Raw genomic sequence first — 26,094 nt, forward strand, 5'->3', positions numbered from 1 at the left:
TGTATATAGAAATCGTCGTAAAAGATTAAACCTGCGGTTTAATTTACTTGCTGGCATATACAATTTAGATTGCGTGAAAGATAAACAATTAAATTGATTGAAAAATGATTTATGAAGGAAGTCTAATGTTATTTTTAAAATTGAAGCAAAAAAAAGCTTAATCCAAGGTAGATTAAGCTCGAGAAAGCATACAAAAATAAAGAAACCACAGCCTTAAAATCGAATTTTGAGTGCAAAGCTCGAATCACTCTGACAGGATTATACCTTTGCACCGAATAGAGTACTTTTGGGAGACGTACTATTCAAAAACCTAAATCTCTAAATTAAGAGGGTTTCCCCAAGCTATGCAAATAGGTCGCAGTCACCATACTTTACTCTCTCCACAAAGTATGATCACCGCTGATGAACTCATTATGTGGTCAAGCGAAAAATTAGTAAAACAGATAAATTTAATTAAAATAATTCAATGTAACGATTAGCCTTTGTCAACATAAAAAACTCAAGCAGGATTGGAAATGGACCTTTGCACAGAATAAGCACCTAGAAAGCCTGATTTCAGCAATTTTTTACCAAAAATACATGAATTAATCACTGAAGCCGCTTGAATTTTTGGCTGTTGCCCCGACCTTTTGTAGTAATCCTGAATTCAATGACGCATGGCAGTTCAGATTAACCCAGTTAACACTGATGCCTGAAGGACTGTACATGTTTAAGAACCCATTTAAACGGAGTAAATCAATGGCGACTGAGCACAATCAAGAAGCTCAAGATCTAGGGCAAGAGCAAGCGGATTCACAAACAGCGCAAACTCAAGCTGAAACGGAGCAAGCTGAAGTTTCAGTTGAGGATTTACAAGCTCAAATTACCAATCTTGAAGAAAGCCTAAAGCTTGAAAAAGCACGCACTGCAAATGCTGTATACGAAGCACAAAAAAGTGTAGAGCGTATTCAACGTGAATCCGATAAGCATAAAGACACCGTTCTCGAAAAATTCGCAAAAGAGTTACTGGACTCAGTGGATAATTTAGAACGTGCCCTTAGCGCATCGGGTGAGGAAAAAACACCAATGTTTGAAGGTGTGGAACTGACGTTGAAATCGTTACTGACTGCACTGGAAAAATTTGGTGTGGTCGCAGTTGATACAGCAAATGGTTTCAATGCGGACTTGCATCAAGCAGTCGGGATTGATCCAAATGCGAAAGCCAACGAGATCGGAACGGTATTACAAAAAGGTTATACCTTAAATGGTCGTTTGCTTCGTCCAGCAATGGTCATGGTTGGCGCATAAACTCTATAAATTCGAGAGTTTGTAAAATTTTTTCTTGATTATCACTTGAAAAAAATTGAACGGCTCTCATATCGAATAACAAGCAAAAACATTGCAAAAATTTTTGAGGAATCATCCAAATGGCTAAAATCATTGGTATTGACTTAGGTACAACAAACTCTTGCGTCGCTGTACTTGAAGGCGACAAAGTTAAAGTGATCGACAACGCTGAAGGTGCACGTACAACACCATCGATTATTGCGTATAAAGATGGCGAAATCTTGGTGGGTCAGTCTGCAAAACGTCAAGCAGTGACTAACCCTAAAAACACATTATTCGCAATCAAACGCTTGATCGGTCGTAAGTATCAAGACCAAGCGGTTCAAAAGGACATCGGTCTTGTCCCTTACAAAATCATCAAAGCTGACAATGGTGATGCTTGGGTTGAAGTAAACGACAAGAAACTTGCACCACAACAAATCTCTGCTGAAATCTTGAAAAAGATGAAGAAAACTGCAGAAGATTACTTAGGTGAGACAGTAACTGAAGCGGTGATTACCGTTCCTGCTTACTTTAACGATGCACAGCGTCAAGCAACTAAAGATGCGGGTAAAATCGCAGGTTTAGAAGTTAAACGTATCATCAACGAACCAACGGCTGCTGCACTTGCGTTCGGTATGGACAAAAAAGAAGGCGACCGTAAAGTTGCAGTTTATGACTTAGGTGGTGGTACTTTTGACGTATCTATCATTGAAATCGCTGATCTTGATGGCGACCAACAAATTGAAGTGTTATCAACCAATGGTGATACTTTCCTTGGCGGTGAAGACTTCGATAACGCTTTAATCGAGTTCTTGGTTGAAGAGTTCAAGAAAGAACAAAACTTCAACTTGAAACAAGATCCACTTGCATTACAACGTTTGAAAGAAGCAGCTGAAAAAGCAAAAATCGAGCTTTCTTCGTCAAATGCAACTGAAATTAACCTTCCGTACATCACGGCTGATGCGACTGGTCCTAAACATTTAGTGATTAACGTAACACGTGCAAAACTTGAAGGTTTAGTGGCTGATTTAGTTGAACGTACAATCGAACCTTGCCGCATTGCGCTTAAAGATGCTGGTCTTTCAACAAGCGACATCTCTGACGTAATCTTGGTGGGTGGTCAATCTCGTATGCCACTTGTACAACAAAAAGTACAAGAGTTCTTCGGCCGTGAACCACGTAAAGACGTGAACCCTGACGAAGCGGTAGCAATGGGTGCTGCAATTCAAGGTGCGGTATTGTCTGGTGACAAAACTGACGTACTTCTTCTTGACGTTACTCCGTTGACACTTGGTATCGAAACCATGGGTGGCGTGTTAACAGCAATTATTGAGAAAAACACCACGATTCCTGCTAAGAAATCTCAAGTGTTCTCAACTGCTGCGGACAACCAACCTGCTGTAGACATTTCTGTGTTCCAAGGTGAACGTAAAATGGCACAGCAAAACAAATTGTTAGGTAACTTCCAATTAGGCGACATTCCACCTGCTCCACGTGGTGTGCCACAAATTGAAGTATCGTTCGACATTAACGCTGACGGTATCTTGAAAGTATCTGCGAAAGATAAGAGCACTGGTAAAGAGCAATCTATCCAGATTAAAGCAAACTCAGGTTTGTCTGATGCTGAAATCGAAGCAATGATCAAAGATGCTGAAGCGAATGCTGAAGAAGACCGTAAGTTCGAAGAACTTGCGAAAGCACGTAATGAAGCGGATGCATTGGTATCTTCTGCTCAAAAAGCAGTAAAAGATCTAGGCGAGCAAGTAACTGCTGACGAAAAAACTGCTGTTGAAACTGCTGTTGCTGAGCTTGAAACTTCGACTAAAGAAAATGATGTAGAAGATATCAAAGCGAAAACTGAAGCACTTCAAAACATCATCATGCCGATCACGCAACGCGCTTATGAAGCTGCGCAAGGTCAAGGCGGTGCTGAAGGTTTCGACCCGAATGCATTCGGTGGTGACGCTGGTCAACAACAAAAAGCGGACGATGGCGTTGTAGATGCTGAGTTCACTGAAGTAAAAGATGACAAAAAATAATTTGTCTCTTTAATAAAAAAACCGCGCTTAGGCGCGGTTTTTTTATTACCTAAATATTGTTGTTTCACATTCCACTTTTACATTAGGCTGATAAAAAATTTAGATCTCAGCCTTCAATGAAAAATTTACAGTTGGGACTCATCGTCCTCATTACAACCTTCGGTTCCGCATGTACAACAATAAGCCCCTCCGTAGAAACAGCTAAAAACCAACAGCAACAAAGTGCGCAGCAGCAGATCCAACAAGCCTTCGATCAACTCCAAACCACGGGGGTTTGTAACTGCTAATTGAAATCTACTTATTTCTATACTATTATATACAAAATGAGTAAATATGTAAGCATTAGCGTTGCAGCTAAAACATTAGGTGTTTCCATTCAAACATTAAGGCGTTGGGATGAAGAAGGCACTTTGGTTGCAGATCGAACCCCTAAAAATCATAGACGATATGATCTGAGTAAGATCACGCCTGAGCAAATACACAAGCCCGATAGTCAACTTCAAAGGAAAACCATTGCATACGCAAGGGTATCGAGTCATGACCAAAAAGAAGATTTAATTCGACAGCAACAAGTTCTTGAAATGTACTGTGCAAATCAAGGTTGGACGTTTGAATTAATCTCCGATCTTGGTTCGGGTATGAACTATAGAAAAAAAGGCTTAAATAAGCTGCTAGAAGCAATCATGAATGATGAAATCGGACGTTTGGTTTTAACGCATAAAGATCGCTTATTGCGGTTTGGTGCTGAGTTGGTTTTTGCCTTATGTGAAGCTAAAAGCGTGGAGATCGTCATTCTTAATAAGGGTGAAAATTTGTCTTTTGAGGAAGAACTTGCTCAAGATGTTTTGGAAATCATTACAGTGTTTTCGGCAAGATTATATGGTAGTCGTAGTAAGAAAAACCAAAAGTTAATACAGGCAGTCAAAGACGCACTATGAGCCGATTCATACGAGGGCATGTAATCCAATTACTGCCAAATAATAAGCAAGCAAGTCATTTCGCTCAAGCGAGTGGTGTTGCTCGTTTGTCGTATAATTGGGCTTTAAAAGAATGGCAACGTCAATATAAAGCAGATAAGGAATATAGAGATCAGTGTGACTATTATGGCGTTCAGGTGGATAAAAAACTTCTAAATAAACCATCCGAAACTAAAATAAGAAAGCACTTAAACTCGTTCAAGCGTGAGAAATACCCTTTCATGCTTAAAGTGACCAAATGTGCGCCACAACTTGCGATTAAGCAATTGGGTAGTTCATTTGATCGTTTTTTTAATGGTCAATCCAAATATCCAAAGCCTAGAAAAAAAGGCGTAGATGATCGCTTCTCATTATCAAATGACCAATTCAGCATTAAAGATAGAAAAATTAGTATCCCAAACTTGGGTTGGGTAAAAATGACTGAGGATTTGCGTTATCAAGGAAAAATATTATCAGCGAAAATATTTAAACAGGGTGGTAAGTGGTTTGCTTCGATTGCTGTTGAATTAAATCAGCCTGAGAAACTTCACCCCAAAACAGGTTTATCTGTTGGTATTGATTTAGGTGTTTCCAGTCTTGCCACTTTATCTAATGGCGAGGTTGTTCCATCAAGTGCGCCACTAAAGAAACAGCTTGCCAAGTTAAGACGACTTGCTAAGTCTTTTAGCCGTAAAAAGAAAGGTAGTCAAAACAGAGAAAAAGCGAAAACCAAGCTCTCTCGTTTGCACTACAAAATATCATGCTTGAGAAAAAACAATCTTCATCAAGTCACATCTGATTTAGTTAAGCGATTCGATCTGATTGCGATTGAGGATTTAAATGTGAAAGGTATGGTACAAAACCGTAAGCTCTCAAGAGCCATATCGGATATGGGCTTTTATGAGTTCAAGCGACAGTTGATTTACAAGGCTAAACAGCATGGCAAATCAATACTTTCTGTTGGACGATTCTTTCCAAGCAGCAAGATGTGTTCGAATTGTGGTGAATTAAACCAAAACCTGACACTTGCAATGCGTGAGTGGCGATGTTCATGTAACACCCTGCATCACAGGGATATTAATGCTGCCATCAATATTCTAAAACATGCAGATAAAGAATTGGTGGCTACATAAGCCACCAATGGCGGTGAGTTACACCGTGACAGCCTATGGAATTGAGGTAATCCCAAGCGCAATAGCAATTGGTTCTTGATGATGAAGTAGGAATTAAACATTAAACCCACGTAAGTAGGTTTAAGTAGGTTTTAAATAACGGTGATTGTCATTAAGGATAAGTATGGCTTACACAGCTACGGCAATGACTTGAGCCGTGCTCAGACACCCTATGTACCCGCCTCTGCCTTTAAAATGCTGAATGCCTTAATCGGACTAGAACATGGTAAAGCAACCAGCACCGAGGTGTTTAAATGGGATGGTCAAAAGCGCAGCTTCCCTACTTAGGAAAAAGACATGACTTTAGGGCAAGCCATGCAAGCATCTGCCGTTCCTGTTTATCAGGAGCTAGCACGGTGCATTGGCCTAGATCTAATGCAAAAAGAAGTACAGCGCATTGGATATGGCAATCAACAGATTGGTACCGTTGTCGATAATTTTTGGTTAGTCGGTCCACTGCAAATTACGCCTGTTCAAGAAGTCCTTTTTGTAGAGAAGCTGACCAATACGCAACTCGCTTTTAAGCCAGATGTGCAACATACAGTACAAGATATGCTAATGATTGAACAAAAACCGAATTATAAACTCTATGCAAAATCAGGTTAGTGCATGGACCTAGAACCGCAAGTGGGCTGGTGGACAGGCTGGGTCGAAACAGCAACAGGTGAAAAAGTGTATTTTGCTTTGAATATGCAAATGAAAACAGGGATTTCAGCCAGCGTGCGTGAGCAACTGATCAAACAAAATCTGACAGCACTGGGAATAATTTAAGCCCATAGAGAAGACGTATTTTTTATGTTGCAAAGGTATTTTTTACGCTAAAGTAGCTAAAAATAAAGATATATGAATGAAATATGCGTCAAAGTCTCTTGTTTGCTTTACTGTGCTTTTTAGGATTGATTCTGTATCAAAATATGCAACAGCCCCAGCTGCGTCTCAATCCACTGCTGGATCGACTCACCCATCCATTCGATCAGCGTATTCGCTATCGTATTGCGGAAGTCGATCCGCGTTTTGGTCTCAGTGAACATGAGTTAAAGTACATTAGCCAGCAAGCCACGGATATTTGGAAGCAGGGTTTGGGCCAAGACTACTTTGTCTATGACCCCAATGCTCGGCTCAGTATTCGACTCATTTATGACCAGCGTCAAGATGAGTCGTTACAACGCCGTGATCAACTGTCTAAACTGACACAAAATGAACACGGGCTGAATCAAAAAAATAATGAACTCAAAGCCATGCAGCAAAATCTGGCACGCCATTCAGGGGCTTTAGATGTGCAAAAACAGAGTCTACAGGAACTTAGCCAAAACTATAATGCCATGATCCTTCAGTATAACCAGCACGGCGGAGTCCCTGCTTCGCAGCAAGCAGCCGTACAACAGAGTTTGGCGCAGCTGCGTCAACAGCAACACGTTTTAGACCAACAAATTGCAAGCTTTAACCTGCAAGTGAATGCCTACAACCAAAAAGTAGATGAGCTGAACCGTTTAGATCAAGGTCATAATCTCGCGATTGACCAATTCAACCAGCGCTTTCAACCCCGTCTATTTGATAAAGGACTGTTCAATGGGCGTGAAATTCATATTTATGAGTTTGAGTCCAAAGAAGACTTACGGCTGACTTTAGCGCATGAATTTGGCCATGCCCTCGGCATGAAACATCATAATGATCCGAAAGCCCTGATGTACCCAATGCTAGAAGAGCAAGATATGCAGCATTTTCGTTTACAAAGTGCCGATATTGCATTGTTTAATGCCCGTTGAAATGATGAATTGCTAAAAAAATCCCCTAATTTTAATATGTGTATGAAATACAATCACAGCACATCTTGACTCGGGTTCGTGTTATTGTAAATAATTGAATATCCACTAGAAGCTTTGGAGACGAATGTGAGTTACTACCATATCTTAATCGAAGTAAATGACCACATCAGTACGATTGAAGAAACTCGTGATATCGAAATCTTTGATATTGTTGAGATTCAACCTTATCTCCATTCTATTCTATTGCCCTATTTTAATGAGCAGCTGTTAGAACTTGAAGATGAAAATTTAGAGTTTAAGGATGTTTTACATCTGGAAGTGAAACAGACGCTTTTACCGATCAATGACTTGATCGAAGAAGAACAGAAACTGTTACCGAGTGACACCGATGTCACCATTACTGCCTATGAAGTTTTTAATAACCGTGACTTAAGCCAAGATGTCACCACGATTATTTTTGACTTACTCGATGCGATTAAACTCGATTGAAAGCGAATGATTGCACATAAAAAAAGCCCTCATCATGAGTAATGCCAGTCAGTTAAGCAAAAAAAGTTAAAATGCTGTAAAAAGAGCGTATGTAAATACGCTCTTTTTTTATGAATTTATCTCAGAATCTAGATTTAACATTAAAACAAACCTTACCTTCACTTTCACAATTCAGTGAATTGATTGATTTAAACTGGATTGAAGATTGCTTAGACCAAACAGGTAAAGCATCAATTCGAAAAAGAAAACTGCCTGCTGAACATGTTGTTTGGCTGGTAATCGGACTTGCTCTATTTCGAAATCAACCGATTTGGTATGTGGTTCAACAATTGCAACTTGTTTTCGGTACGGCAGAATACTGTGTACCGAGTGCATCCGTACAAGCAAGACAACGCTTAGGCTTAGAACCCATGAGTGCTTTATTTTCGACATTAAGTCAGGCATGGTTTAAAGACTCACAACAACAATATAGCAACTTTCACGGTCTATGCGTTTGTGCTGTAGATGGTGTGGTTTGGTCTATGCCTCATACAGAAGAAAACTTTAAGCACTTTGGTTCATCCAAAGGCAAAACAGCAGCTGCACCTTACCCACAAGTTAGAGCGACTTGCCTGGTGAATACCAATACCCATGAAATGATTGATGCCCAAATGGGCAGTATGGATCAAGGTGAATTAACCTTAGCCAGTCAATTAAAAGCACCAGTTCGCAGTATTACCCTATTTGATCGTGCTTACTTCTCTGCTGATTTTTTAGTGAGCTGGCAATCTCAGGCAGAAGAGAGTCATTGGTTGATGCGAGCAAAGGACAACCTGCGTTATGAAGTGATTCATCATAATGCGGCTCATGACTTTCAGATCAAAATGCCTGTTTCAGCAAGAGCAAAAAAGATAAATCCGTCATTGGGTGACTATTGGGAAGCACGTTTAATTGAAGTTGAATATGCAGGAAAAATAAGACGTTACATTACATCATTAACAGATTCTAAAGTTTATCCATTCAAAGACCTTGCAATGCTTTATATCCAGCGTTGGGAAATAGAAATGTGTTATCGGGAAATTAAAAGTGATTTACAGGATGCAAGGATTTTAAGAAGCAAACAACCTGATTTGGTCTATCAAGAATTGTGGGGGGTATTTATTGCATATAATATCTTAAGAAGACAGATGAGGTTTATCGCTGAACATGCAAAGGTGAGTCCTTTAAGGATCAGTTTCCATGTTGCATCTATGAGTATTATCAATATCTTAAGGCACACACCTTTAGAATCAGCAGGAAACCTACCCAAACATTTAGCGCAATTATTTGAACAATCTAAAATATTTGTATTACCTGAAAAAAGGCAAAGGCAATGTCCGCGAGTAGTGAAAATTAAAGCACAAAAATATCCAAGAAAATGCCAGTCAATTTCTTAACTGACTGGCATTACTCATCATGAGGGCTTTTTTAATTAGTTCAGGTTTAGATCGAGAAAGATGAACCACAACCACAGGTCGTTGTTGCATTTGGGTTTTGCACGATGAAACGTGAACCTTCTAAACCTTCAATATAATCCACCACTGAACCGACCAAATATTGATAACTCAATGAGTCAACCAACATTTTCACATCACCATTGATAAATTCTGCGTCGTCTTCATTTTGGTTTTCAGCAAAGTTAAAACCATAAGAAAAACCTGAACAACCACCGCCCGTGACATATACACGAAGCATTAAATCTTGATTACCTTCACTGTCACGTAATTGACGTACTTTATTTGCGGCATTGTCGCTTAGTTCAAGTGCTTGGGCATTCATCTTAGATTCCTCAGTTCGGTTCAGCTGTCTTTCAAATCAAAAAGACCATATTTCGAGTATAGCATACTCAATATATGGTCCCTATTTGAATATTTAAAGTCAAATCAGACTAATTTTCTCAAGATTGTTTGTAATTTTCATCCTGTAGTCCACATTCAAAGTTTTTCGCCGCTTGCTTACAACGGAATTGCCATAACAGTTTCATCATTCGCTTATCATAAATACCGCGGTTGGTGAGATCAATTCGTGCTTCCCGCATCATCTTTTGATAACCGGGTTGATCTGCAGCAGGCACCTGCATCCAATATTTTTGCGGAATTTCGGCTTTCATTTTACCCAAGATACCGAATGCACGCGGAAGCTGGCCTTTGACCCATTCCCGTGATTTTTGTCCATAACCTGCAGGGAATTTATCTGGACGAATAATGATATTACCTGTGACCTGTAAAATCGGATAATTTACAATCGCCCCTTTCGTCCCCAAGCCTTTATGTAACTCTAAGGGCTTAAAAACCGCAGCAGGCGCCCCAATAATATCGACTTGACCGTTATTAAACTTTGCACCAAAGTTCGTGACATCGGCACTCACAGCTTGCGCACCAATTTGTTGAACGATGACTTTTTGCGCTTGATCATAGTCTAAAACCGCAATTTTCTTGCCTGCGGCTTTCGCTACGGTATTGATGCTACGGTCATTCACCAATAAAAAGGCATCCCCCACAGGAATCACACCTGCGACCTCGTACTTACCATTGACCATATGTTTAGCAAAAGTTGGGCTGGCCAAGCCTTGCATCACTTTAACCGCTAAATTGAGATCGGGAATCGCACCAATTGCGTCGAGTGAGCCTGTAAACGAATTAAATTGACGCCCGCGCATGCCTGTAACACTAATGGCATCGCATTTTCCTGCTTTAAAATCCTCAGCAATCACGGCTTCATTTTGTCCGACACGCAGTTCAATATCCGCGCCCCAGTTTTTAGCCGCCAACTGATAATCTTTCATCAGGCTATACACATCACCATTTTTACCGACCAAGTCGAATACACAAACCACTTGTTTGGCCTGTGCCATCGCTGTTGCAGAAATGACTAATGTCCCGACACTGAGGCTTTTCATCCACTGTTTCATGCATCTTCCTTTTGACTTATTGTTGTTTATTGTGATGAGCCATTCACTTGTGCTCTTTGTTATTTTTTAATGCCCCGAATGACACTTCACTCGGTTCAAAACCACTCATTTCCTACGCGCTATACAAATTAACTGCGTCAAATCCATTTAAATCTGTCGATTAAAAGCAAAAAAAGAAAGCCCAATTTAAACTGAGCTTTCTTTGATCACACTCGAAAAATTACTCACCGCCCAGTGAGCATTCAAAGTTGGCTTTATCCACCGAACAACGGGCTTTTTTCAACACCGACATCATTGCTGGATCATAAATGCCTCGTTTGGTCATATCCATCCGACCATCACGCAACATTTTTTGATATTTGGTTTTGTCTTCTGCTGTGAGATTCATTTTGTATTTTGCTGGAATGCCTGCTTCTAAACGACCAATCATCGCGATACTTTTTGGTAGGTTTTTCACAAACCAATCTCGCGATTTTTGTCCAAAGCCTGCAGGGAATTGATCTGGACGAATCACAAAATCAGCTGTCACTTGTAGTACAGGGAAGTTAAACATAGCGCCGTTCGTGCCTAAACCTTTATAAATTTCTAAGGGTTTATAAGCATAAGCCGGTGCGCCGACCATATCGACTTGACCATTATTAAACTTCGCCACAAAGTTAGACACATCGGAAATCACCGCTTGAGCACCGACGCGTTGCACCATGATTTTTTGGGCATCGTCATAACCCAAGACTGCAAACTTCTTACCCGCAGCTTTTTCAATGGAATTAATACTTTTATCTCGTACAAAAATAAAAGCCGAACCTAAAGGTGCAATCCCTGCCACTTCATATTTTTTGCCCCCAAGATTGGTCACCATTTTTGCCGCATTACGCTGATCCAATGCAAAAGTAATCGCACGTTGTGCAATGGCATTGCTTGGAGCACCGCCCAATGCATCAATAGAACCGACAAATTTATTGTACTGGCGCGCACGCATAGCAGTCATAAATACGCCATCACACTTGCCTGCTTTAAAGTCGTTGTCGGCAACGGCTTCATCTTGACGAGGGATTAAATTAATTTCAGCTCCCCAGCCTTTTGCCGCCAAAGCCCATTCTTGCGCCATTTGATACGACTCACCAGATTTGCCAAGCAAGTCAAATACACAGATGTCCACTTTGGCCGCTTGTGCTGTCGACGCTACACCAAAAGCAGAAAAAGCAGCGAGTGCGAGGGTTAATTTTTTCATTCTTGTGTCCTTGTTCGTTTTGTTGTTTGACAGGTGTCCATACACATGCAAAATATTAAGCAAGTTAAAATTAAAAAAATAGAGCATTTACTCAAAAAATACTGTCAATTGGGCAAATTTTTTTCTTTTCTCTCATTTTTATTTTCAAAGGATTAGTAAAATCATTTTAAATTCATCATATTAAAATAAAAACCCTGCATCATCCGTTTTACATGAATGATGCTTAATATTACAAAGAAATACAGATTTTCACCTTATTCACCGCCCAATGAACATTCAAAGTTAGTACGTTCAACCGTACAACGGGCTTTTTTCAGCACGCGCATCATGCCTGGGTCATAGACCCCTTGTTTGGTTAAATCAATGCGCCCTTCTCGTAACAAGCGCTGATATTTTTCTTTGTCTTCTTTGCTGAGTTGCATCTTGATTTTACTGGGAATGGCAGCTTCAAGTCGCTGGACCATAGCAAAGGATTGCGGAATTTTTTGCAAAAACCATTGCCGTGATTGCTCGCCAAATTGAGCAGGAAAACGCTCGGGTCTGACAATTAAATCTGCAGTGACATTGACTACGGGAAAGTTAAGCATAGCTCCTTTAGAGCCTAGACCTTTTTCAATTTCTAAGGGTTTATAGGCATATGCAGGTGCAGCAACCACATCGACTTCGCCTGTATTAAATTTTTTTATAAAGTTGGAAATATCCGACATCACAGGTACAGCGCCCACTCGCTCCACCATCACCCGTTGTGCCCGGTCATAATGCAAGATGGCAAATTTTTTACCTTGTGCTTTTTCGATGGTATTTAGACTTCGGTCTTTTACAAAAATATAGGCTGAACCAATCAAGCCGATACCTGCCACTTCATAACTTTCCCCTTGTAATGTGGTGGTCATGCGCTTGGTATTTCTAGGATCCAACACATATTCCACCGCCTTTTGTGCAATTTTATTGCTTGGCACTCCGCCTAAGGCATCAATCGAGCCTGCGAACTTGTTATAGGTGCGCGCGCGCATTGAGGTCATATACACCGCATCGCATTTATCATTTTGAAAGGCTTTATCGGCCAAATCTTCGTCCTGAAACGAAATCAACTGTACCTGTGCACCCCATTTTTTACTGACCAAAGTCCATTCTTCTAAAAATTTATAAGACTCCCCTGCTTTACCCAGTAGGTCGAAGACACACACCTGCTGCTTCGCCTGCACCATATTGGAGAAAGTGCACAGTGCTAGCGTCGATAAAATAAAAAATCCTTTTCTTTTCATTATTATCCCTTCATATTTTTTGTTTTACTGGGGAAATATATCTGTGTGCTATTCCTCAATATAGGTCAAAAAAGGTCAACTTTTAGCTTTCCGACCAAAGGTCAAATGGTTTCATTCTCCCCTTATAAAGAAACGCTGAGAGATTTCAGTTCAGATAAATTTTGAATGTTTAGTCTTTTGCTGACGCATCCATTAGAATAGGCGCACCTTTTTCTGATATTTGATAGTTCCATGATTCAGCTTGATCAAGTTTCATTGCGCCATGGTGGACGAGTGTTATTTCAAAAAGCCTCCATGCAAATCCATCCAGGTTGGAAAGTTGGTCTCACTGGTGTCAATGGTGCTGGAAAATCAACCCTGTTTGCTGCGCTCTTAGGCTCGATAGGTCCTGATGATGGCACCCTGAGCCGCCCTGCCGTATGGACGGTGGCACACATGGCACAGGAAGTAAAAGCCTTAGATATGGCTGCGATTGATTTCGTCCTGACCGGTGATGAAGAATATTGGAACATTCAACAACAGCTCAACCATCCTGAACAGTTAACTGACACTGAACTGGCTGATTTACATGGCCGATTCGACGAAATTAACGGTTATTCCGCGCCCGCTAAAGCCGCTCAGCTTATGGCGGGTCTGGGTTTTATGGAACATCAAAACCAACTCTTGGTTTCGAGTTTCTCTGGTGGATGGCGAATGCGTTTAAACTTAGCGCGTACTTTGATGAGCCGTTCGGATCTATTATTACTGGATGAACCGACCAACCACTTAGATCTCGATGCTATTTTATGGTTAGAAGATTGGTTAAATGCCTATACGGGCACCCTAATTTTAATTTCGCATGACCGCGATTTCTTAGATGCGATTACCAATCGTATTTTGCATATCGAAAATCAAGAACTCACCCTCTATAGCGGCAACTATTCAACCTTTGAAACCACTCGTGCAGAACGTTTGGCACAACAACAACAAGCTTATGAAAAGCAGCTCGAAACACGGGCACATATTCAAAAATATATTGACCGTTTTAAAGCCCAAGCCACTAAAGCACGTCAAGCACAAAGCCGAATTAAACAACTGGAACGGATGCAGTTGCTTGCTCCTGCACATGTCGATACCCCATTTACCTTTAGCTTCCGTGAACCCACCAAAATGAGTTCACCACTGCTGACTTTAGAGCAGGCTGATATTGGTTATGGCGACAAACTGATTGCCACCAATATCAATATACAAATCACCCCGACGAGCCGGATTGGCTTATTGGGGATGAATGGTGCAGGTAAATCGACTTTAATCAAATCCTTGGTCGGCGATTTATCTTTATTGGCAGGACAACGCAAAGCCTCAGAACTGCTGAATATTGGCTATTTTGCACAGCATCAAATGGACTCACTGGATGAATCAGCCAGCCCAATGCTGCAATTGGCACGAATTGCGGATAAAAAAATCAGTGAAGCGACCTTACGTGCCTTTTTAGGCAGCTTCGGCTTTAGTGGCGAACGGATGGATACCCCTTGCGAGAGCTTCTCAGGTGGTGAACGTGCACGTTTGGCATTGGCTTTAATCGTGTGGTTACGTCCCAATGTCTTGATTCTAGATGAACCGACCAACCATTTAGACTTAGATATGCGCCATGCCCTGACCATGGCTTTGCAAGACTATGAAGGTGCTGTGGTCTTGGTTTCGCATGAACGCCAACTGATTGCCAGCGTGTGTGATGACCTCATTTTAGTCCATGCTGGAAAATCGACCGAATTTGAAGGTGATCTACACGATTATGCCAACTGGTTACGCCAAGCGCGCCTAGAAATGATTAAACAAGGCGGAATCGTAGCGCCGATCGTGTCTAAAGTCAGCACTCAAAAAACTATCGTTTCAAAGGTTGATAAAGAAGCGCAGCGTAAATTAGCTGCACAGCGCCGTGAACAAACGCGTCCGATTCGTAAAAATATCGAAAAATGTGAAAGCCTACTGGCAAAACACCAACCACGTTTACTCGACATTGAAAGTTTACTCGGTGATGCTGGCCTATATGACGCTGCACGCAAAGATGAACTCATGAAACTGATGAATGAGCAAACCGAACTTAAAAACCAAGTCAGTGAAGCTGAAGAACAAATGCTAGAGCTGATGATGGAACTTGAAGAACTCGAAAGCTCATTCGAAAACGAATAATCTTTCCTCATACACCCTGCCCGCTCTGTTTATGCATGGCGGGCATTTTTATGTCTTAACCATTTTGATTGATTTACTTTGCTACAACACCAATCGATCTCGAAAAACGTGCCTTTTCAATCTATGCATATAACTCAATAGGAAATGCACCCACATAGTCTGAGCATTTTAAAAATATAAGTGATTGAAATTAAAATTATTTCTTAATAAATAAAGCGATAAATTGATTGATTTTTATTGTTTAGATATTCTTAAAAAGCAAAAAATTAGATTGTTTAATTTAGCTTAATTAATTGAATATTCAACTATATACAGCCCTATTTCCATGCATTTCACAGCTTAAAGCCAAATACAACCTTCACAACAGACAGCGAATATCCATCATGTTCAGACATGCACCTTTCAACACAACAAGTTTTGAATTTAAAAAGAGGGAATAAATTTAAAAGATCCGATTTAAATTTAAAAAATAACGTATGGTTTTAAATTTAAAAACCACACTTGAAACAACTGTGGATAAAATTATACGTATTTTAGCAACTGATATAAAGTGCTATTTTTATTTATCCACAGGCTAATGTTGTTTATTTATTCAGTTGTTTTAGGCAAATCCATCCTCTTTTTTGCGCTCTTTTTCCTTAATTTAATACGGCTCTTTGCGCCTTTAAAAAACGTAATTCTTGTATTTTCCATCCCTGATCGAATACCCATGTTTCTTGGATTTGTTGGCGATTTTCAACCAAACCGATCAAGACCTGACAGCGTGTTTGGTCACGATCAAACTCAAATTCTTCAAATTCGACGTCGGGTTTTTGAGGTTTCCAAACGCCATTTTTCACAGCATGCGCGATCTTTTCATAGCGCGTATAGTTACTCTCTACACGATCAGCTTGTTCATAGACCACTTTAAAATGCTCATCTTCATATTGAGCTAAAACCTCATAATTACCTGTAAAAAAAGCATTCACCCAAATGTCGCGTACTTGTTCTAGTTGGTTATCCATCATAATGACCTCACATTTTGCACTGTGCAAAAGACTCGATACTCACATCATGACATCGCTATAAGTCAGTTTAATAACAGTGTGCACTGCTTATATTTTATTCAAAATCATAAAAAATGCTGTAAAAAAAAGCACCCCGTAGGGTGCTTTTTTGGCTTATTTTGTAAAGCGCTTAGGCATCAATGTCCGCATTCAATGCATTTTCTTCAATGAATGCACGACGTGGTTCCACATCGTCACCCATCAAACAAGAGAACATACGATCAGCTTCAATCGCATCCTGAATGGTAACTTGCAACATGTTACGGTTTTCAGGATCCATGGTGGTTTCCCAAAGCTGGTCCGCATTCATCTCACCCAAGCCTTTATAGCGTTGAATCATCATGCCACGACGCGAATCAGACAAAATATGCTGCCATACCTGATGGAAGTTAGTGACTGCAATCTTGCGATCACCTTTTTGTAGGTATGCGCCATCTTCCAACAACGTGAACCAACTCTTGGAGTTTTTCAACAAACGTGCATATTCACCAGAACCCAATAAGCCTGCATCTAATAAGTAGCTGTGCGGCAGATTGTGTACATAGATGGTGATACGAGGTAAGTAAGTCTCGATCTTTTGACCATCTGCCAGTTCTTTTTCAAACGTTTCTAAGCTTAACTCAGGACGCAAGCTCGGTTGAATCTCTGCCACAGCACTGCGCACTTGTTCAGCCCACTGCTCAACATAAGCTCGGTCATGGTTTTGATCAAGCTTAAAGCCTTCAACCGAAATCAACGCATCTAAGACACTGGCAGGATAACGTACAGTTAAACGCTGTAAGCTCTTCTGAGACGTTTGATAGTCTGCAATCACATTCGCTAAAGCTTCACCACGGATTGCAGGTGCAGCATCGCTGATGTGCAATTCAAGCTCATCAATCGCGTTTGAAATTAAATAGGTTTCAAGCGCATCATTATCTTTAAGATATTGCTCTTGCTTGCCTTTTTTCAGTTTATACAGCGGTGGCTGAGCAATATAGATATAACCACGCTCCACTAGCTCAGGCATTTGACGGAAGAAGAAGGTCAACAATAGGGTACGAATATGCGAACCATCCACGTCAGCATCGGTCATGATGATGATTTTGTGATAACGCAATTTGTCCGGATTGTACTCTTCACGACCAATACCACAACCCAATGCCGTGATCAGCGTGCCGACTTCTTGAGATGAAATCATCTTATCAAAACGCGCACGTTCCACGTTTAGGATTTTACCCTTCAACGGTAAAATCGCTTGCATCTTACGGTTACGACCTTGTTTAGCTGAACCGCCTGCAGAGTCACCCTCGACTAGATACAATTCAGACAAGGCTGGATCTTTTTCTTGGCAATCCGCAAGCTTACCTGGTAGGCCTGCAATGTCTAATGCACTTTTACGACGCGTCATTTCACGCGCTTTACGTGCTGCATCACGAGCACGAGCCGCATCAATGATTTTGCCTGCAATTGATTTTGCAGCTTGCGGGTTTTCAAGCAAATATTCAGAGAATGATTTATTCATTGCCTGTTCAACCGCAGGTTTCACTTCACTGGAAACCAACTTTTCTTTGGTTTGTGAAGAAAACTTCGGATCAGGCACTTTCACTGAAACAATCGCAGTTAACCCTTCACGTGCATCATCACCAGAAACCGCTACTTTCTCTTTTTTGAGTAAGTTTTCGTTTTCCATGTAGCTGTTTAGACCACGCGTTAATGCCGCACGGAAACCCGCTAAATGCGTTCCACCATCTTTTTGTGGAATGTTGTTGGTAAAGCAACGTACGTTTTCTTGATAGGTATCATTCCACTGCAACGCCACTTCAACACCAATGCCATTTTCCGCCTGTACGGTGAAATGGAAAATGTCATTCAGATGAGTTTTGCCTTGGTTAATATATTTCACAAACTCAGACAGACCGCCTTCGTAGTCAAACACATGTTCTGCATGAATACGCTCGTCACGCAAAACAATGCGCACGCCCGCGTTTAAGAAAGACAATTCACGTAAACGACGCGCTAGAATATCGACATTGAAAATGGTTTGGCTAAAAGTTTCAGCACTTGGCCAAAAACGGACAGTTGTTCCTGTGGTATCCGTATCCCCCACAACAGTCAGTGGGTAAACCGGATCACCGTGTTTATATTCTTGTTGATGAATATGGCCTGCACGATGAATCGTCAGTTCCAACTTACGCGACAAGGCATTTACAACCGATACGCCCACACCGTGTAGACCACCTGAAACCTTGTAGCTATTGTCATCAAATTTACCGCCTGCGTGCAGAATGGTTAAAATCACTTCTGCGGCAGAAACCCCTTCTTCAGGGTGAATATCGGTCGGAATACCGCGCCCATTGTCCGATACACTTACAGATTCATCTTCGTGAATCGTCACCAAAATTTCATCACAGTGACCTGCAAGCGCCTCATCGATCGCATTATCCACCACCTCAAACACCATATGGTGTAAGCCCGAACCATCATCCGTATCGCCAATATACATACCCGGACGTTTACGTACTGCGTCCAATCCACGTAATACTTTGATACTAGAGGAATCATAAGCTTTTTCTGTGGTTTGTTCCGTTTGAGAAGCAGCTTGTTGATCTTCTGAACTCATGGTTTCTCCCTAGCGAAAAATAGGTCTATCCCGTGATGGGTAAAATCTAAAATCATTGTGCGACAACTTGAACTTGACCGTTTTCAACACAGAATAATTGATAAGAAATAGATAAATCATGTAAGTGATTTTTGACTGATTCATACTCTAAAGTGGTAATAAAAACTTGACTACCCAGTTGGCTCAATCGCTCAATTAAACGTTGTTGTGCTGTTAAATCTAATTCTGCTGTCAGATCATCTAATAATACCACAGTTTCCTTATTACAAGCATGCAGCATTGCAATCTGTGACAGTTTTAAGGCTATGATTAACAGCTTTTTTTGTCCACGTGACAGTACGACATCGGCATCGCCAAGGCTTGTTTTTAAACGCAAATCTGCCTTGTGTGGACCATACTCGGTATAGCGCCGTTCAAGGTCTTTTTGATGATGACTTTGCAGGTCATTCAGTAATCCTAACCCGGTATGAAAGCCAGGGCTATATTCTAACTGAACCTCGATATCAGGCAGCAAGTGTTTTAAATCTTGCTCAAAAAAACCCTTCCACTGCTCCACAATGCTGACGCGCTGTGAATGCAGCATTTCACCATAATCACTGAGCATTTTGTTCCACGGCTCCAAATCTGCCAGACTTAGATTCCGTCGTGTTTTTAGTAAACCATTACGCTGTTTTAATGCTCGTGAATAATATTGCCATGCATGATAAAACTCAGGTTCCACGTGGAACATCAGCCAATCTAATAGTTGCCGTCTAGGCTTGGCACCATGATCAATAATATCGGTACTTTGCGGATCAATCAGTTGCAAAGGAAGGATTTTAGCCAATTGACCTTGAGTGGCAATGTTGTCGCCATTGACCTTAATGAGCTGTTCACCAGACAACAGCTTTTGCATCCCTATTTTTTCAGAACTGGATTGGGCAAAGACAATCGCGTCTTGGGTGTCGGTTTGAATATAGTTTTTCGGAATATGGGTGCGAAAGGAACGCCCAGTCGCCAGCAGATGAATGGCTTCTAAAATTGAGGTTTTACCTGAACCATTTTGTCCATAAAAAACATTAAACGGTTGCAATCCATGGAGAGCAACCGTTCTGAGATTTCGAACACGTTCGATATTTAAACGCGTGATTTGCATGCCTGAACCTAGGACTTAAACACGCATTGGCATGACCACATAGGTCTGATCTTGGTGGGCGGGGTCTTGTACCAGAACCGATTGATTGGCTTCAGTCATCGTCATTGACACATCATCGCCATCCAATGCACCTAAGACTTCCAAGATATATTGGGCATTAAAAGACATTTCCATTGGCGCATTATTATATTGAATCGCCAAATCCTCTACGGCTTCGTCTTGCTCTGGGTTATTGGCACGCAGCTGCAAAGTGTCTGCGGCAAAGTTTAAGAACACACCACGTAGTTTTTCATTACTTAAAATCGAAACACGTTGTAAAGATTGCTTAAAGACATCATGTGCAATTAAGACATTTTTATCCCCACCACGTGGAATCACACGGCGATAATCAGGGAATTTACCGTCAATCAGTTTCGTGGTGAAACGAACCGTTGTATCCCCTTGTTCTTTGTCACGGCTGGCAATAGAAATGGTCACATTCAATAGTTCACGACCAATCAACAACGCCAATTGTTCATCTTCAATGCTCAATAAACGCTGTAATTCGCCCACTGCTTTACGTGGAACAATCGCTTGAATCAATTGAGTGGCATTTGAACTAGCTACAGTTTCACATAACGCTAAACGGTGACCGTCTGTGGTCACTGCACGCAGTTGATTATTATCAATTTCAAGCAAGGTTCCCGTGAGATAAAAACGCACATCCTGCACTGCCATAGCAAATGCAGTTTTTTCAAATAGGCGCTTTAATTCCCGCTGTGTCACCGCAACTTGCGTGCCTTGCGTGTTCTCTGTGGTCAATAACGGGTAATCTTCAGCCGGTAAAGTCCCTAACACAAAACGGCTATTACCAGACTTTAAAATACAACGTTGATCTTCAGTAATTTGTAAGTCTATCAGTGCAGCAGTCGGTAAAGATTTGCAAATATCCATCAACTTACGTGCAGGAACCGTGGTTTCACCCGCTTGTAAACACGCCCCTTCAGCAAGCGTGGTACTTGCAACCAATTCAACTTCTAAGTCCGAACCTGTGATCGTCAACGACGCTTGGCTCACTTGCACTTTAACATTTGAAAGAATGTTTAAAGTATGGCGACGTTCAACCGCTCCTACGACATGTGATAGAACATTAAGTAAGCTTTCTTTCGCGATTTTTAAACGCACGATACATTCCTCGAAAAACTGAAGATAAAATAATAAATAAATGTGTTTTTAGCAGTGTACTATGCGGCAGAACATGCCGCATTGCAAGAATAGAATTTGAGCAATTTTGCTTAACTTTGCAGCAAGCGTTGCAAGTTTTTATAGTCCTCATTGAAGATCGGATCTTCATCGCGCAGACTTAAAACTTTTTCACAAGCATGCATGACGGTACTGTGATCTCGACCGCCAAAGGCCATGCCAATTTCAGGGAAACTGTCCCCAGTTAACTCACGTGCCAAGCCCATTGCCAATTGGCGTGGACGAGCATAAATACGGGTCCGTTTAGGCCCAACCAACTCTTTGAGTGGGATTCTAAAGTACTCACTCACCACACGTTGAATATTTTCAGTACTGATGGTTCGTGCACGAATGGCCAAAACGTCTTTTAAAGACTCACGCACAACATCCAAATCAATAGCTGTACCCTTAAAGCGTGAAATGGCCACCACTTTATTCAGCGCACCTTCCAATTCACGTACGTTTGCAACCACTTGTTGCGCAATAAATAACGCACAGTTTCGTGGTAATTCCACATCATTGCTTTCTGCTTTTTTCAGCAAAATTTCAATACGGGTTTCAATATCAGGTGGCTCAACCCCAACCGACAAGCCCCATGAAAAACGTGAAACCAAACGTGGATCTAATTCCGTTAATTCTTTTGGATAGCGATCTGAAGTCAGAATAATTTGCTTAGATTCATCCAAAAGTGCGTTAAAAGTATAGAAAAACTCTACTAAACTCGCCTCTTTACCCGCCAACAAATGAATATCATCGACCAACAATAGATCTAAAGATCGGCAATTTTTTTTAAATTCTTCCACTTTGCCTTGTTGTAAAGAACTAACAAAATCTTGAACAAAGCTTTCTGCCGTCATATACATGACACGTGCATTCGGTTTGGCTTGCAACAAGGCATTGCCCACTGCTTGCATTAAGTGTGTTTTACCTAAACCAGTCGGGCCATATAAAAATAAGGGATTGTGCTGAGAAGCACCTAACTGGGTTAAAACCTTACGACACGTTTCAGCAGCCATTTGGTTTGAACGACCTTCCACAAAAAGTGAGAAGGAAAATAAAGGATTTAACTGGCGTTTACGGCTGTTTTTAGAATTCCCTTCTTCTTTTTCTTTTTTCGGACGCACAACAGGTGCTGGAGCAGACTCTAAAGCTGCAGTCGTCGTTGCAGGTTGCTCACTCGCAGATAAAATTGCACCCGGGCGTGAATCGACTAAAATTTCAACTTTACGTACACGCCCTTCAGAGAGCTGCTCCACTAAAATTGTAATCAATTCTAGGTGATGTTCTTGAATGTAACGTGTCCAATAGGGATTCGGAGCATAAAGACGTAGTGTGTCATTTAACTCTTCTGCAACTAAAGGGCGTATCCACATTGTAAAGACATTCCCAGAGAGCTCTTGTCGCAAGCGAGTTAAGCAGTCCGTCCAAAGCATGTGAAACCCCTATTCATTCCATCGATAATTAATAAAAACACTATGTACCCACCGAAGCGGGTCGCCATTCTAACCAAGTTATCCACATCTGTCATGGAAAATTATGCAGATATTGCTCAAAAAGCCTGCTTATGAAAATAAATTTAAATTCAAATACTGGTGTGGATAAGTTTATCCGCAAACTGTGGATAGAATATAGCACAAAGTTATCCACAAACTATTAATTTTATAAAAACAATCTTATCCACACCATATTCTATTGTTTTATAATTAAAAAAGTGTCATTTCCACAGAAAAAGACCACCCTAATAGTAATAAATTTAAATTTATAAATTTGAATTTATTTATAAGAGATCTGTTTTCTGGGGATAACTGGAGATCCAAAATGAATTTAAATTTAAAAACATGCACAGCAAGTGAATTTAAAGAATTGTGGATAATTGTGTGGGTAATCTTGTTGGTAACTTATATCACTTTAATAAACAATAATCTAGGTTGTGCATAAGAAAAAAGGGCAGTTGTTTAAATGTTATCGAGAAAAGAGCAAGCTCAAGCTGCTGTTACAAATAAAAAGGCTTAATTTCACAAGAAAATCGGTTTTCCATTGACAGCTCAAGCAATGAACACTAAACTCGCGAACCTTCATTGAATGATCATTTTTGGAGTTTCGATATGAAACGTACATTCCAACCATCTGAATTAAAGCGTAAGCGCGTTCATGGTTTCCGTGCTCGTATGGCTACTAAAGCTGGTCGCCAAGTATTAGCTCGTCGTCGTGCAAAAGGTCGTCACAGCTTAACTGTTTAATCAATAGTTAACGCTTAAACGATTTTGGGTGTTATGACTACACTTTATGGCTTCAGCACAGAGGTTCGTATTCGCTGTGCTGCCGATTATAAGAGTGTCTTCGATGGTGCGCTTTTTAAAGTGCATCAGCCCCATTTCTTATTTCTAGCAAAACTGACCGAACAACCTCAAAGTCGTTTGGGTATTGTTGTTGCTAAAAAGAAAGTGCGTCGTGCACACGAAAGAAATAGAGTAAAACGTTTGGCTCGCGAAAGTTTTCGCTTGCATCAACAGCAATTAACTTTAGATATTGTGGTTATGCCTAAAATGGGAATAGAAACAGTGCCTAATGCAGAGTTGCACCAGCAATTACAATTTGCTTGGCAAAAATTACAACGTCTTGCCAAAAAGCATCAAAAAATAGCTCCCTCCCTGCAAAAGTAGAGATGGCCAATGGTCCGGTTACTGCATTGGTTAATTCGATTTTATCAAATTGCGATTAGTCCTTTACTTGGACCGCGTTGTCGTTATATCCCTACATGTTCTCAATATTCATTGGAAGCAGTCCATACACATGGTGCTGTGCGTGGTGTGTGGTTGGCTACTAAACGTATTTGCCGTTGTCATCCTTGGGGTGGATCGGGGTATGACCCTGTTCCAAACAAAAGGATTCGTTTTATCTCTTTTCAGCAAATAGATTCTCAAAAGCATCTGGTTGCTGTACCCTTTCGTGATTGTTTCTTGAACCAAAATCACTCTAACCACTTGGGGTAATCGATATGCAACAATGGGCCAGGTTTGCCATTCTCGGGGCCATGTTTGTTGTCGCTTATTTGCTCATTTTGGCTTGGCAAAAAGATTATGGACATGCTGAGACTCAGCCACAGCCACAACAGGCTGCAGCAGTTTCACATGAAGTATCTGCAGATTTGCCAAATGCTCAAACGGCTTCAGCAGCGTCTGATATGCCACAAGCAAATATCGCGACTCAGCAACCAGTTACAGAATCAAAAGCATCTGTAAATCAACAGCTTATTTCAGTACAAACTGACCTTTATCATCTTTGGATTAATCCTAAAGGTGGTGATATTGTTCGTATTGAATTGTTAAACCATGACAAGAGCAAAGACAGTAACGAAGCATTTGTCATGCTTGAAAGTGATGCAAAACGTACTTATGTGGCGCAGTCTGGTTTAATTGGTCTTAATGGTCCAGACAGTAACCGTAGCGGTCGCCCAATGTATGAGATTGAAAAATCTGCTTATACATTGAATGATGCCAAAGCGGTTCAAACCGAAGATGGAAAAAGCATCAAAGTGTTAACCGTACCGATGGTACTGAAAACAGCTGATGGTGTGGAAATCATTAAAACCTTTACCTTTAAGCAAGGTGAATATCCTGTTGTTGTGAACCATAAAGTGGTGAACCGCAGTGGTCAAAACTGGCAGGGTCAAATGTTTGGTCAACTCAAACGTGACAACTCTGATGATCCAGGCAAATCGGATCAAGGTATTTTCACGCTGGGCACTTTCTTAGGTGGTGCTTGGGGTTCGCCTGAAGAACATTATAACAAGCTTAAATTTGCTAACTTCAATGAAGAAAAATTGAATGTTGAAGCGAAAGGCGGCTGGGTTGCTATGGTTCAGCACTACTTTGTGAGTGCTTGGATTCCAGGTGACTTAAAATTGACGCAAGCCAATGGTCAACCTTATGTTGCAAAATTAGAGTCGCGTAAGTCAACGGATGATATGAATATCATTGGTTTTACTTCACCGACGATTACTGTGCCTGCTAGTACAGTGGCTGAGATTGACGCGACCTTCTATTCAGGTCCTAAAGTTCAATCTGAGTTAAAAGAGCTCGCAACAGGTTTAAACCAAACTGTTGATTATGGTTGGTTATGGCCAATTGCGAAATTATTGTTCTTGGGTCTTGAGTTCTTCCACGGTTTAGTGGGCAACTGGGGCTGGGCAATTATTTTGTTAACGGTTTTGGTGAAACTGATTCTTTGGCCATTGTCGTCTAAGAGCTATCGCTCAATGGCGAAAATGCGTGTCATTGCACCTGAAATGCAGCGTATGAAAGAAGAGTTCGGTGAAGACCGCATGCGCTTCTCTCAAGAAATGATGGCACTGTATAAACGTGAACAAGTCAATCCGCTTGCGGGTTGTTTGCCATTGTTATTACAAATGCCAATCTTCCTTGCGTTGTACTGGGTGTTGATGGAGTCAGTTGAGCTTCGTCATGCGCCATGGTTACTTTGGATTCAAGATTTGTCAGCGATGGATCCGTGGTTTATTTTACCGCTGTTAATGGGCGCAACGATGTTCATTCAGCAGTCTTTAAACCCCCAACCTGCTGATCCAATGCAAGCCAAAGTTTTCAAAATCATGCCGATTGTTTTCACAGTCTTTATGTTGTTCTTCCCTGCGGGTCTCGTGTTGTACTGGATTGTCAACAACAGTATCACGATTATTCAGCAGACCTTGATCAACAAATCTGTTGAAAAAGACCGCTTGAATAAGGAAAGTGCGTCGAGTTAAT

Annotated in this window: 21 protein-coding genes and 2 pseudogenes; 14 read left to right on the forward strand and 9 right to left on the reverse strand. The window is 41.0% G+C overall.

Annotation, left to right across the window (positions count from 1 at the left end; genetic code table 11):
* The first annotated feature begins 738 nt into the window (after window positions 1-738).
* From grpE to HYI04_RS11580, 9 genes and pseudogenes are all read left to right on the forward strand, one after another.
* A complete protein-coding gene (gene grpE, locus HYI04_RS11535) occupies window positions 739-1,287 on the forward strand; it encodes a nucleotide exchange factor GrpE (protein WP_058951459.1) in 549 nt (182 codons plus the stop codon).
* Window positions 1,288-1,406: 119 nt separating this feature from the next.
* Window positions 1,407-3,347 (forward strand): molecular chaperone DnaK, encoded by a 1,941-nt coding sequence (gene dnaK / locus HYI04_RS11540; protein WP_005401744.1) that lies wholly within the window; start codon window positions 1,407-1,409, stop codon window positions 3,345-3,347.
* 116 nt (window positions 3,348-3,463) lie between these two features.
* Window positions 3,464-3,622 (forward strand): annotated as a pseudogene (locus HYI04_RS11545) (class D beta-lactamase); the annotation flags it as partial.
* 48 nt (window positions 3,623-3,670) lie between these two features.
* Window positions 3,671-4,285 (forward strand): IS607 family transposase, encoded by a 615-nt coding sequence (locus HYI04_RS11550; protein WP_005402019.1) that lies wholly within the window; start codon window positions 3,671-3,673, stop codon window positions 4,283-4,285.
* Complete coding sequence (locus HYI04_RS11555; protein WP_178896177.1) at window positions 4,282-5,436, forward strand: RNA-guided endonuclease TnpB family protein; 1,155 nt, start codon at window positions 4,282-4,284, stop codon at window positions 5,434-5,436. Before HYI04_RS11550 ends, HYI04_RS11555 begins: the two co-directional genes overlap by 4 nt.
* A 141-nt stretch (window positions 5,437-5,577) precedes the next feature.
* A pseudogene (blaOXA, locus tag HYI04_RS11565) lies at window positions 5,578-6,246 on the forward strand (class D beta-lactamase); the annotation flags it as partial.
* A gap of 83 nt (window positions 6,247-6,329) precedes the next feature.
* Window positions 6,330-7,241 carry a matrixin family metalloprotease gene (locus HYI04_RS11570; protein ID WP_178896179.1) on the forward strand — a complete coding sequence of 304 codons (912 nt, stop codon included), beginning with the start codon at window positions 6,330-6,332 and terminating at the stop codon, window positions 7,239-7,241.
* Window positions 7,242-7,355: 114 nt separating this feature from the next.
* Window positions 7,356-7,730 carry a hypothetical protein gene (locus HYI04_RS11575; protein ID WP_005401765.1) on the forward strand — a complete coding sequence of 125 codons (375 nt, stop codon included), beginning with the start codon at window positions 7,356-7,358 and terminating at the stop codon, window positions 7,728-7,730.
* 110 nt (window positions 7,731-7,840) lie between these two features.
* Window positions 7,841-9,145: an IS4 family transposase gene (locus HYI04_RS11580; protein ID WP_062032364.1), complete on the forward strand. Its 1,305-nt coding sequence runs from the start codon at window positions 7,841-7,843 to the stop codon at window positions 9,143-9,145.
* Between the two features lie 46 nt (window positions 9,146-9,191).
* On the opposite strand, the gene erpA is transcribed toward HYI04_RS11580, so the two are convergent.
* The 4 genes from erpA to HYI04_RS11600 all read right to left on the reverse strand — a co-directional run bounded on the left by erpA (window position 9,192) and on the right by HYI04_RS11600 (window position 13,155).
* Window positions 9,192-9,527, reverse strand: coding sequence for an iron-sulfur cluster insertion protein ErpA (gene erpA / locus HYI04_RS11585; RefSeq protein ID WP_004697409.1), 336 nt, complete (start codon window positions 9,525-9,527; stop codon window positions 9,192-9,194).
* Between the two features lie 118 nt (window positions 9,528-9,645).
* On the reverse strand, window positions 9,646-10,647 hold the full coding sequence (locus HYI04_RS11590; RefSeq protein WP_372239172.1) for a putative solute-binding protein: 1,002 nt from the start codon (window positions 10,645-10,647) through the stop codon (window positions 9,646-9,648).
* 232 nt (window positions 10,648-10,879) lie between these two features.
* On the reverse strand, window positions 10,880-11,890 hold the full coding sequence (locus tag HYI04_RS11595; RefSeq protein ID WP_126034721.1) for a putative solute-binding protein: 1,011 nt from the start codon (window positions 11,888-11,890) through the stop codon (window positions 10,880-10,882).
* Between the two features lie 254 nt (window positions 11,891-12,144).
* The gene (locus HYI04_RS11600; protein ID WP_372239170.1) at window positions 12,145-13,155 is read right to left on the reverse strand and encodes a putative solute-binding protein; all 1,011 of its coding nucleotides are present in this window, start codon (window positions 13,153-13,155) and stop codon (window positions 12,145-12,147) included.
* A gap of 231 nt (window positions 13,156-13,386) precedes the next feature.
* Between HYI04_RS11600 and HYI04_RS11605 the strand changes: the two genes are divergently transcribed.
* A complete protein-coding gene (locus HYI04_RS11605; RefSeq protein ID WP_178896181.1) occupies window positions 13,387-15,327 on the forward strand; it encodes an ATP-binding cassette domain-containing protein in 1,941 nt (646 codons plus the stop codon).
* Between the two features lie 638 nt (window positions 15,328-15,965).
* On the opposite strand, the gene HYI04_RS11610 is transcribed toward HYI04_RS11605, so the two are convergent.
* From HYI04_RS11610 to dnaA, 5 genes are all read right to left on the reverse strand, one after another.
* Window positions 15,966-16,334, reverse strand: coding sequence for a hypothetical protein (locus HYI04_RS11610; protein WP_004977712.1), 369 nt, complete (start codon window positions 16,332-16,334; stop codon window positions 15,966-15,968).
* Window positions 16,335-16,503: 169 nt separating this feature from the next.
* Window positions 16,504-18,975, reverse strand: coding sequence for a DNA topoisomerase (ATP-hydrolyzing) subunit B (gene gyrB, locus HYI04_RS11615; protein WP_004697421.1), 2,472 nt, complete (start codon window positions 18,973-18,975; stop codon window positions 16,504-16,506).
* Between the two features lie 52 nt (window positions 18,976-19,027).
* Window positions 19,028-20,110, reverse strand: a complete 1,083-nt coding sequence (gene recF / locus HYI04_RS11620; RefSeq protein WP_178896182.1) for a DNA replication/repair protein RecF — start codon at window positions 20,108-20,110, stop codon at window positions 19,028-19,030.
* Between the two features lie 15 nt (window positions 20,111-20,125).
* On the reverse strand, window positions 20,126-21,274 hold the full coding sequence (gene dnaN / locus HYI04_RS11625; RefSeq protein ID WP_004977721.1) for a DNA polymerase III subunit beta: 1,149 nt from the start codon (window positions 21,272-21,274) through the stop codon (window positions 20,126-20,128).
* A gap of 110 nt (window positions 21,275-21,384) precedes the next feature.
* The gene (dnaA, locus tag HYI04_RS11630; protein ID WP_004697428.1) at window positions 21,385-22,764 is read right to left on the reverse strand and encodes a chromosomal replication initiator protein DnaA; all 1,380 of its coding nucleotides are present in this window, start codon (window positions 22,762-22,764) and stop codon (window positions 21,385-21,387) included.
* Window positions 22,765-23,436: 672 nt separating this feature from the next.
* On the opposite strand from dnaA, the gene rpmH reads away from it, so the two are divergent.
* The 4 genes from rpmH to yidC are packed head-to-tail and all read left to right on the forward strand — an operon-like array spanning window position 23,437 to window position 26,093.
* A complete protein-coding gene (gene rpmH / locus HYI04_RS11635; protein WP_000831329.1) occupies window positions 23,437-23,571 on the forward strand; it encodes a 50S ribosomal protein L34 in 135 nt (44 codons plus the stop codon).
* A gap of 33 nt (window positions 23,572-23,604) precedes the next feature.
* Complete coding sequence (gene rnpA / locus HYI04_RS11640) at window positions 23,605-23,994, forward strand: ribonuclease P protein component (protein WP_039890852.1); 390 nt, start codon at window positions 23,605-23,607, stop codon at window positions 23,992-23,994.
* 9 nt (window positions 23,995-24,003) lie between these two features.
* Complete coding sequence (gene yidD / locus HYI04_RS11645) at window positions 24,004-24,324, forward strand: membrane protein insertion efficiency factor YidD (protein ID WP_004977726.1); 321 nt, start codon at window positions 24,004-24,006, stop codon at window positions 24,322-24,324.
* A 5-nt stretch (window positions 24,325-24,329) separates the two neighbouring features.
* Window positions 24,330-26,093 carry a membrane protein insertase YidC gene (yidC, locus tag HYI04_RS11650; RefSeq protein WP_178896183.1) on the forward strand — a complete coding sequence of 588 codons (1,764 nt, stop codon included), beginning with the start codon at window positions 24,330-24,332 and terminating at the stop codon, window positions 26,091-26,093.
* The last annotated feature ends 1 nt before the right edge of the window (window position 26,094 follow it).

Origin of the sequence: Acinetobacter sp. SwsAc2 (assembly GCF_013391465.1) — a bacterium.
In the GTDB taxonomy this organism is placed as follows: Bacteria; Pseudomonadota; Gammaproteobacteria; order Pseudomonadales; family Moraxellaceae; genus Acinetobacter; species Acinetobacter johnsonii.

Coding starts and splice junctions, on each gene's coding strand:
- grpE (WP_058951459.1), top strand. CDS start 739: ATGGCGACTGAGCACAATCAAGAAGCTCAAGATCTAGGGCAAGAGCAA.
- dnaK (WP_005401744.1), top strand. CDS start 1,407: ATGGCTAAAATCATTGGTATTGACTTAGGTACAACAAACTCTTGCGTC.
- HYI04_RS11550 (WP_005402019.1), top strand. CDS start 3,671: ATGAGTAAATATGTAAGCATTAGCGTTGCAGCTAAAACATTAGGTGTT.
- HYI04_RS11555 (WP_178896177.1), top strand. CDS start 4,282: ATGAGCCGATTCATACGAGGGCATGTAATCCAATTACTGCCAAATAAT.
- HYI04_RS11570 (WP_178896179.1), top strand. CDS start 6,330: ATGCGTCAAAGTCTCTTGTTTGCTTTACTGTGCTTTTTAGGATTGATT.
- HYI04_RS11580 (WP_062032364.1), top strand. CDS start 7,841: ATGAATTTATCTCAGAATCTAGATTTAACATTAAAACAAACCTTACCT.
- erpA (WP_004697409.1), bottom strand. CDS start 9,527: ATGAATGCCCAAGCACTTGAACTAAGCGACAATGCCGCAAATAAAGTA.
- HYI04_RS11590 (WP_372239172.1), bottom strand. CDS start 10,647: ATGAAAAGCCTCAGTGTCGGGACATTAGTCATTTCTGCAACAGCGATG.
- HYI04_RS11595 (WP_126034721.1), bottom strand. CDS start 11,890: ATGAAAAAATTAACCCTCGCACTCGCTGCTTTTTCTGCTTTTGGTGTA.
- HYI04_RS11600 (WP_372239170.1), bottom strand. CDS start 13,155: ATGAAAAGAAAAGGATTTTTTATTTTATCGACGCTAGCACTGTGCACT.
- HYI04_RS11605 (WP_178896181.1), top strand. CDS start 13,387: ATGATTCAGCTTGATCAAGTTTCATTGCGCCATGGTGGACGAGTGTTA.
- HYI04_RS11610 (WP_004977712.1), bottom strand. CDS start 16,334: ATGATGGATAACCAACTAGAACAAGTACGCGACATTTGGGTGAATGCT.
- gyrB (WP_004697421.1), bottom strand. CDS start 18,975: ATGAGTTCAGAAGATCAACAAGCTGCTTCTCAAACGGAACAAACCACA.
- recF (WP_178896182.1), bottom strand. CDS start 20,110: ATGCAAATCACGCGTTTAAATATCGAACGTGTTCGAAATCTCAGAACG.
- dnaA (WP_004697428.1), bottom strand. CDS start 22,764: ATGCTTTGGACGGACTGCTTAACTCGCTTGCGACAAGAGCTCTCTGGG.
- rpmH (WP_000831329.1), top strand. CDS start 23,437: ATGAAACGTACATTCCAACCATCTGAATTAAAGCGTAAGCGCGTTCAT.
- rnpA (WP_039890852.1), top strand. CDS start 23,605: ATGACTACACTTTATGGCTTCAGCACAGAGGTTCGTATTCGCTGTGCT.
- yidD (WP_004977726.1), top strand. CDS start 24,004: ATGGTCCGGTTACTGCATTGGTTAATTCGATTTTATCAAATTGCGATT.
- yidC (WP_178896183.1), top strand. CDS start 24,330: ATGCAACAATGGGCCAGGTTTGCCATTCTCGGGGCCATGTTTGTTGTC.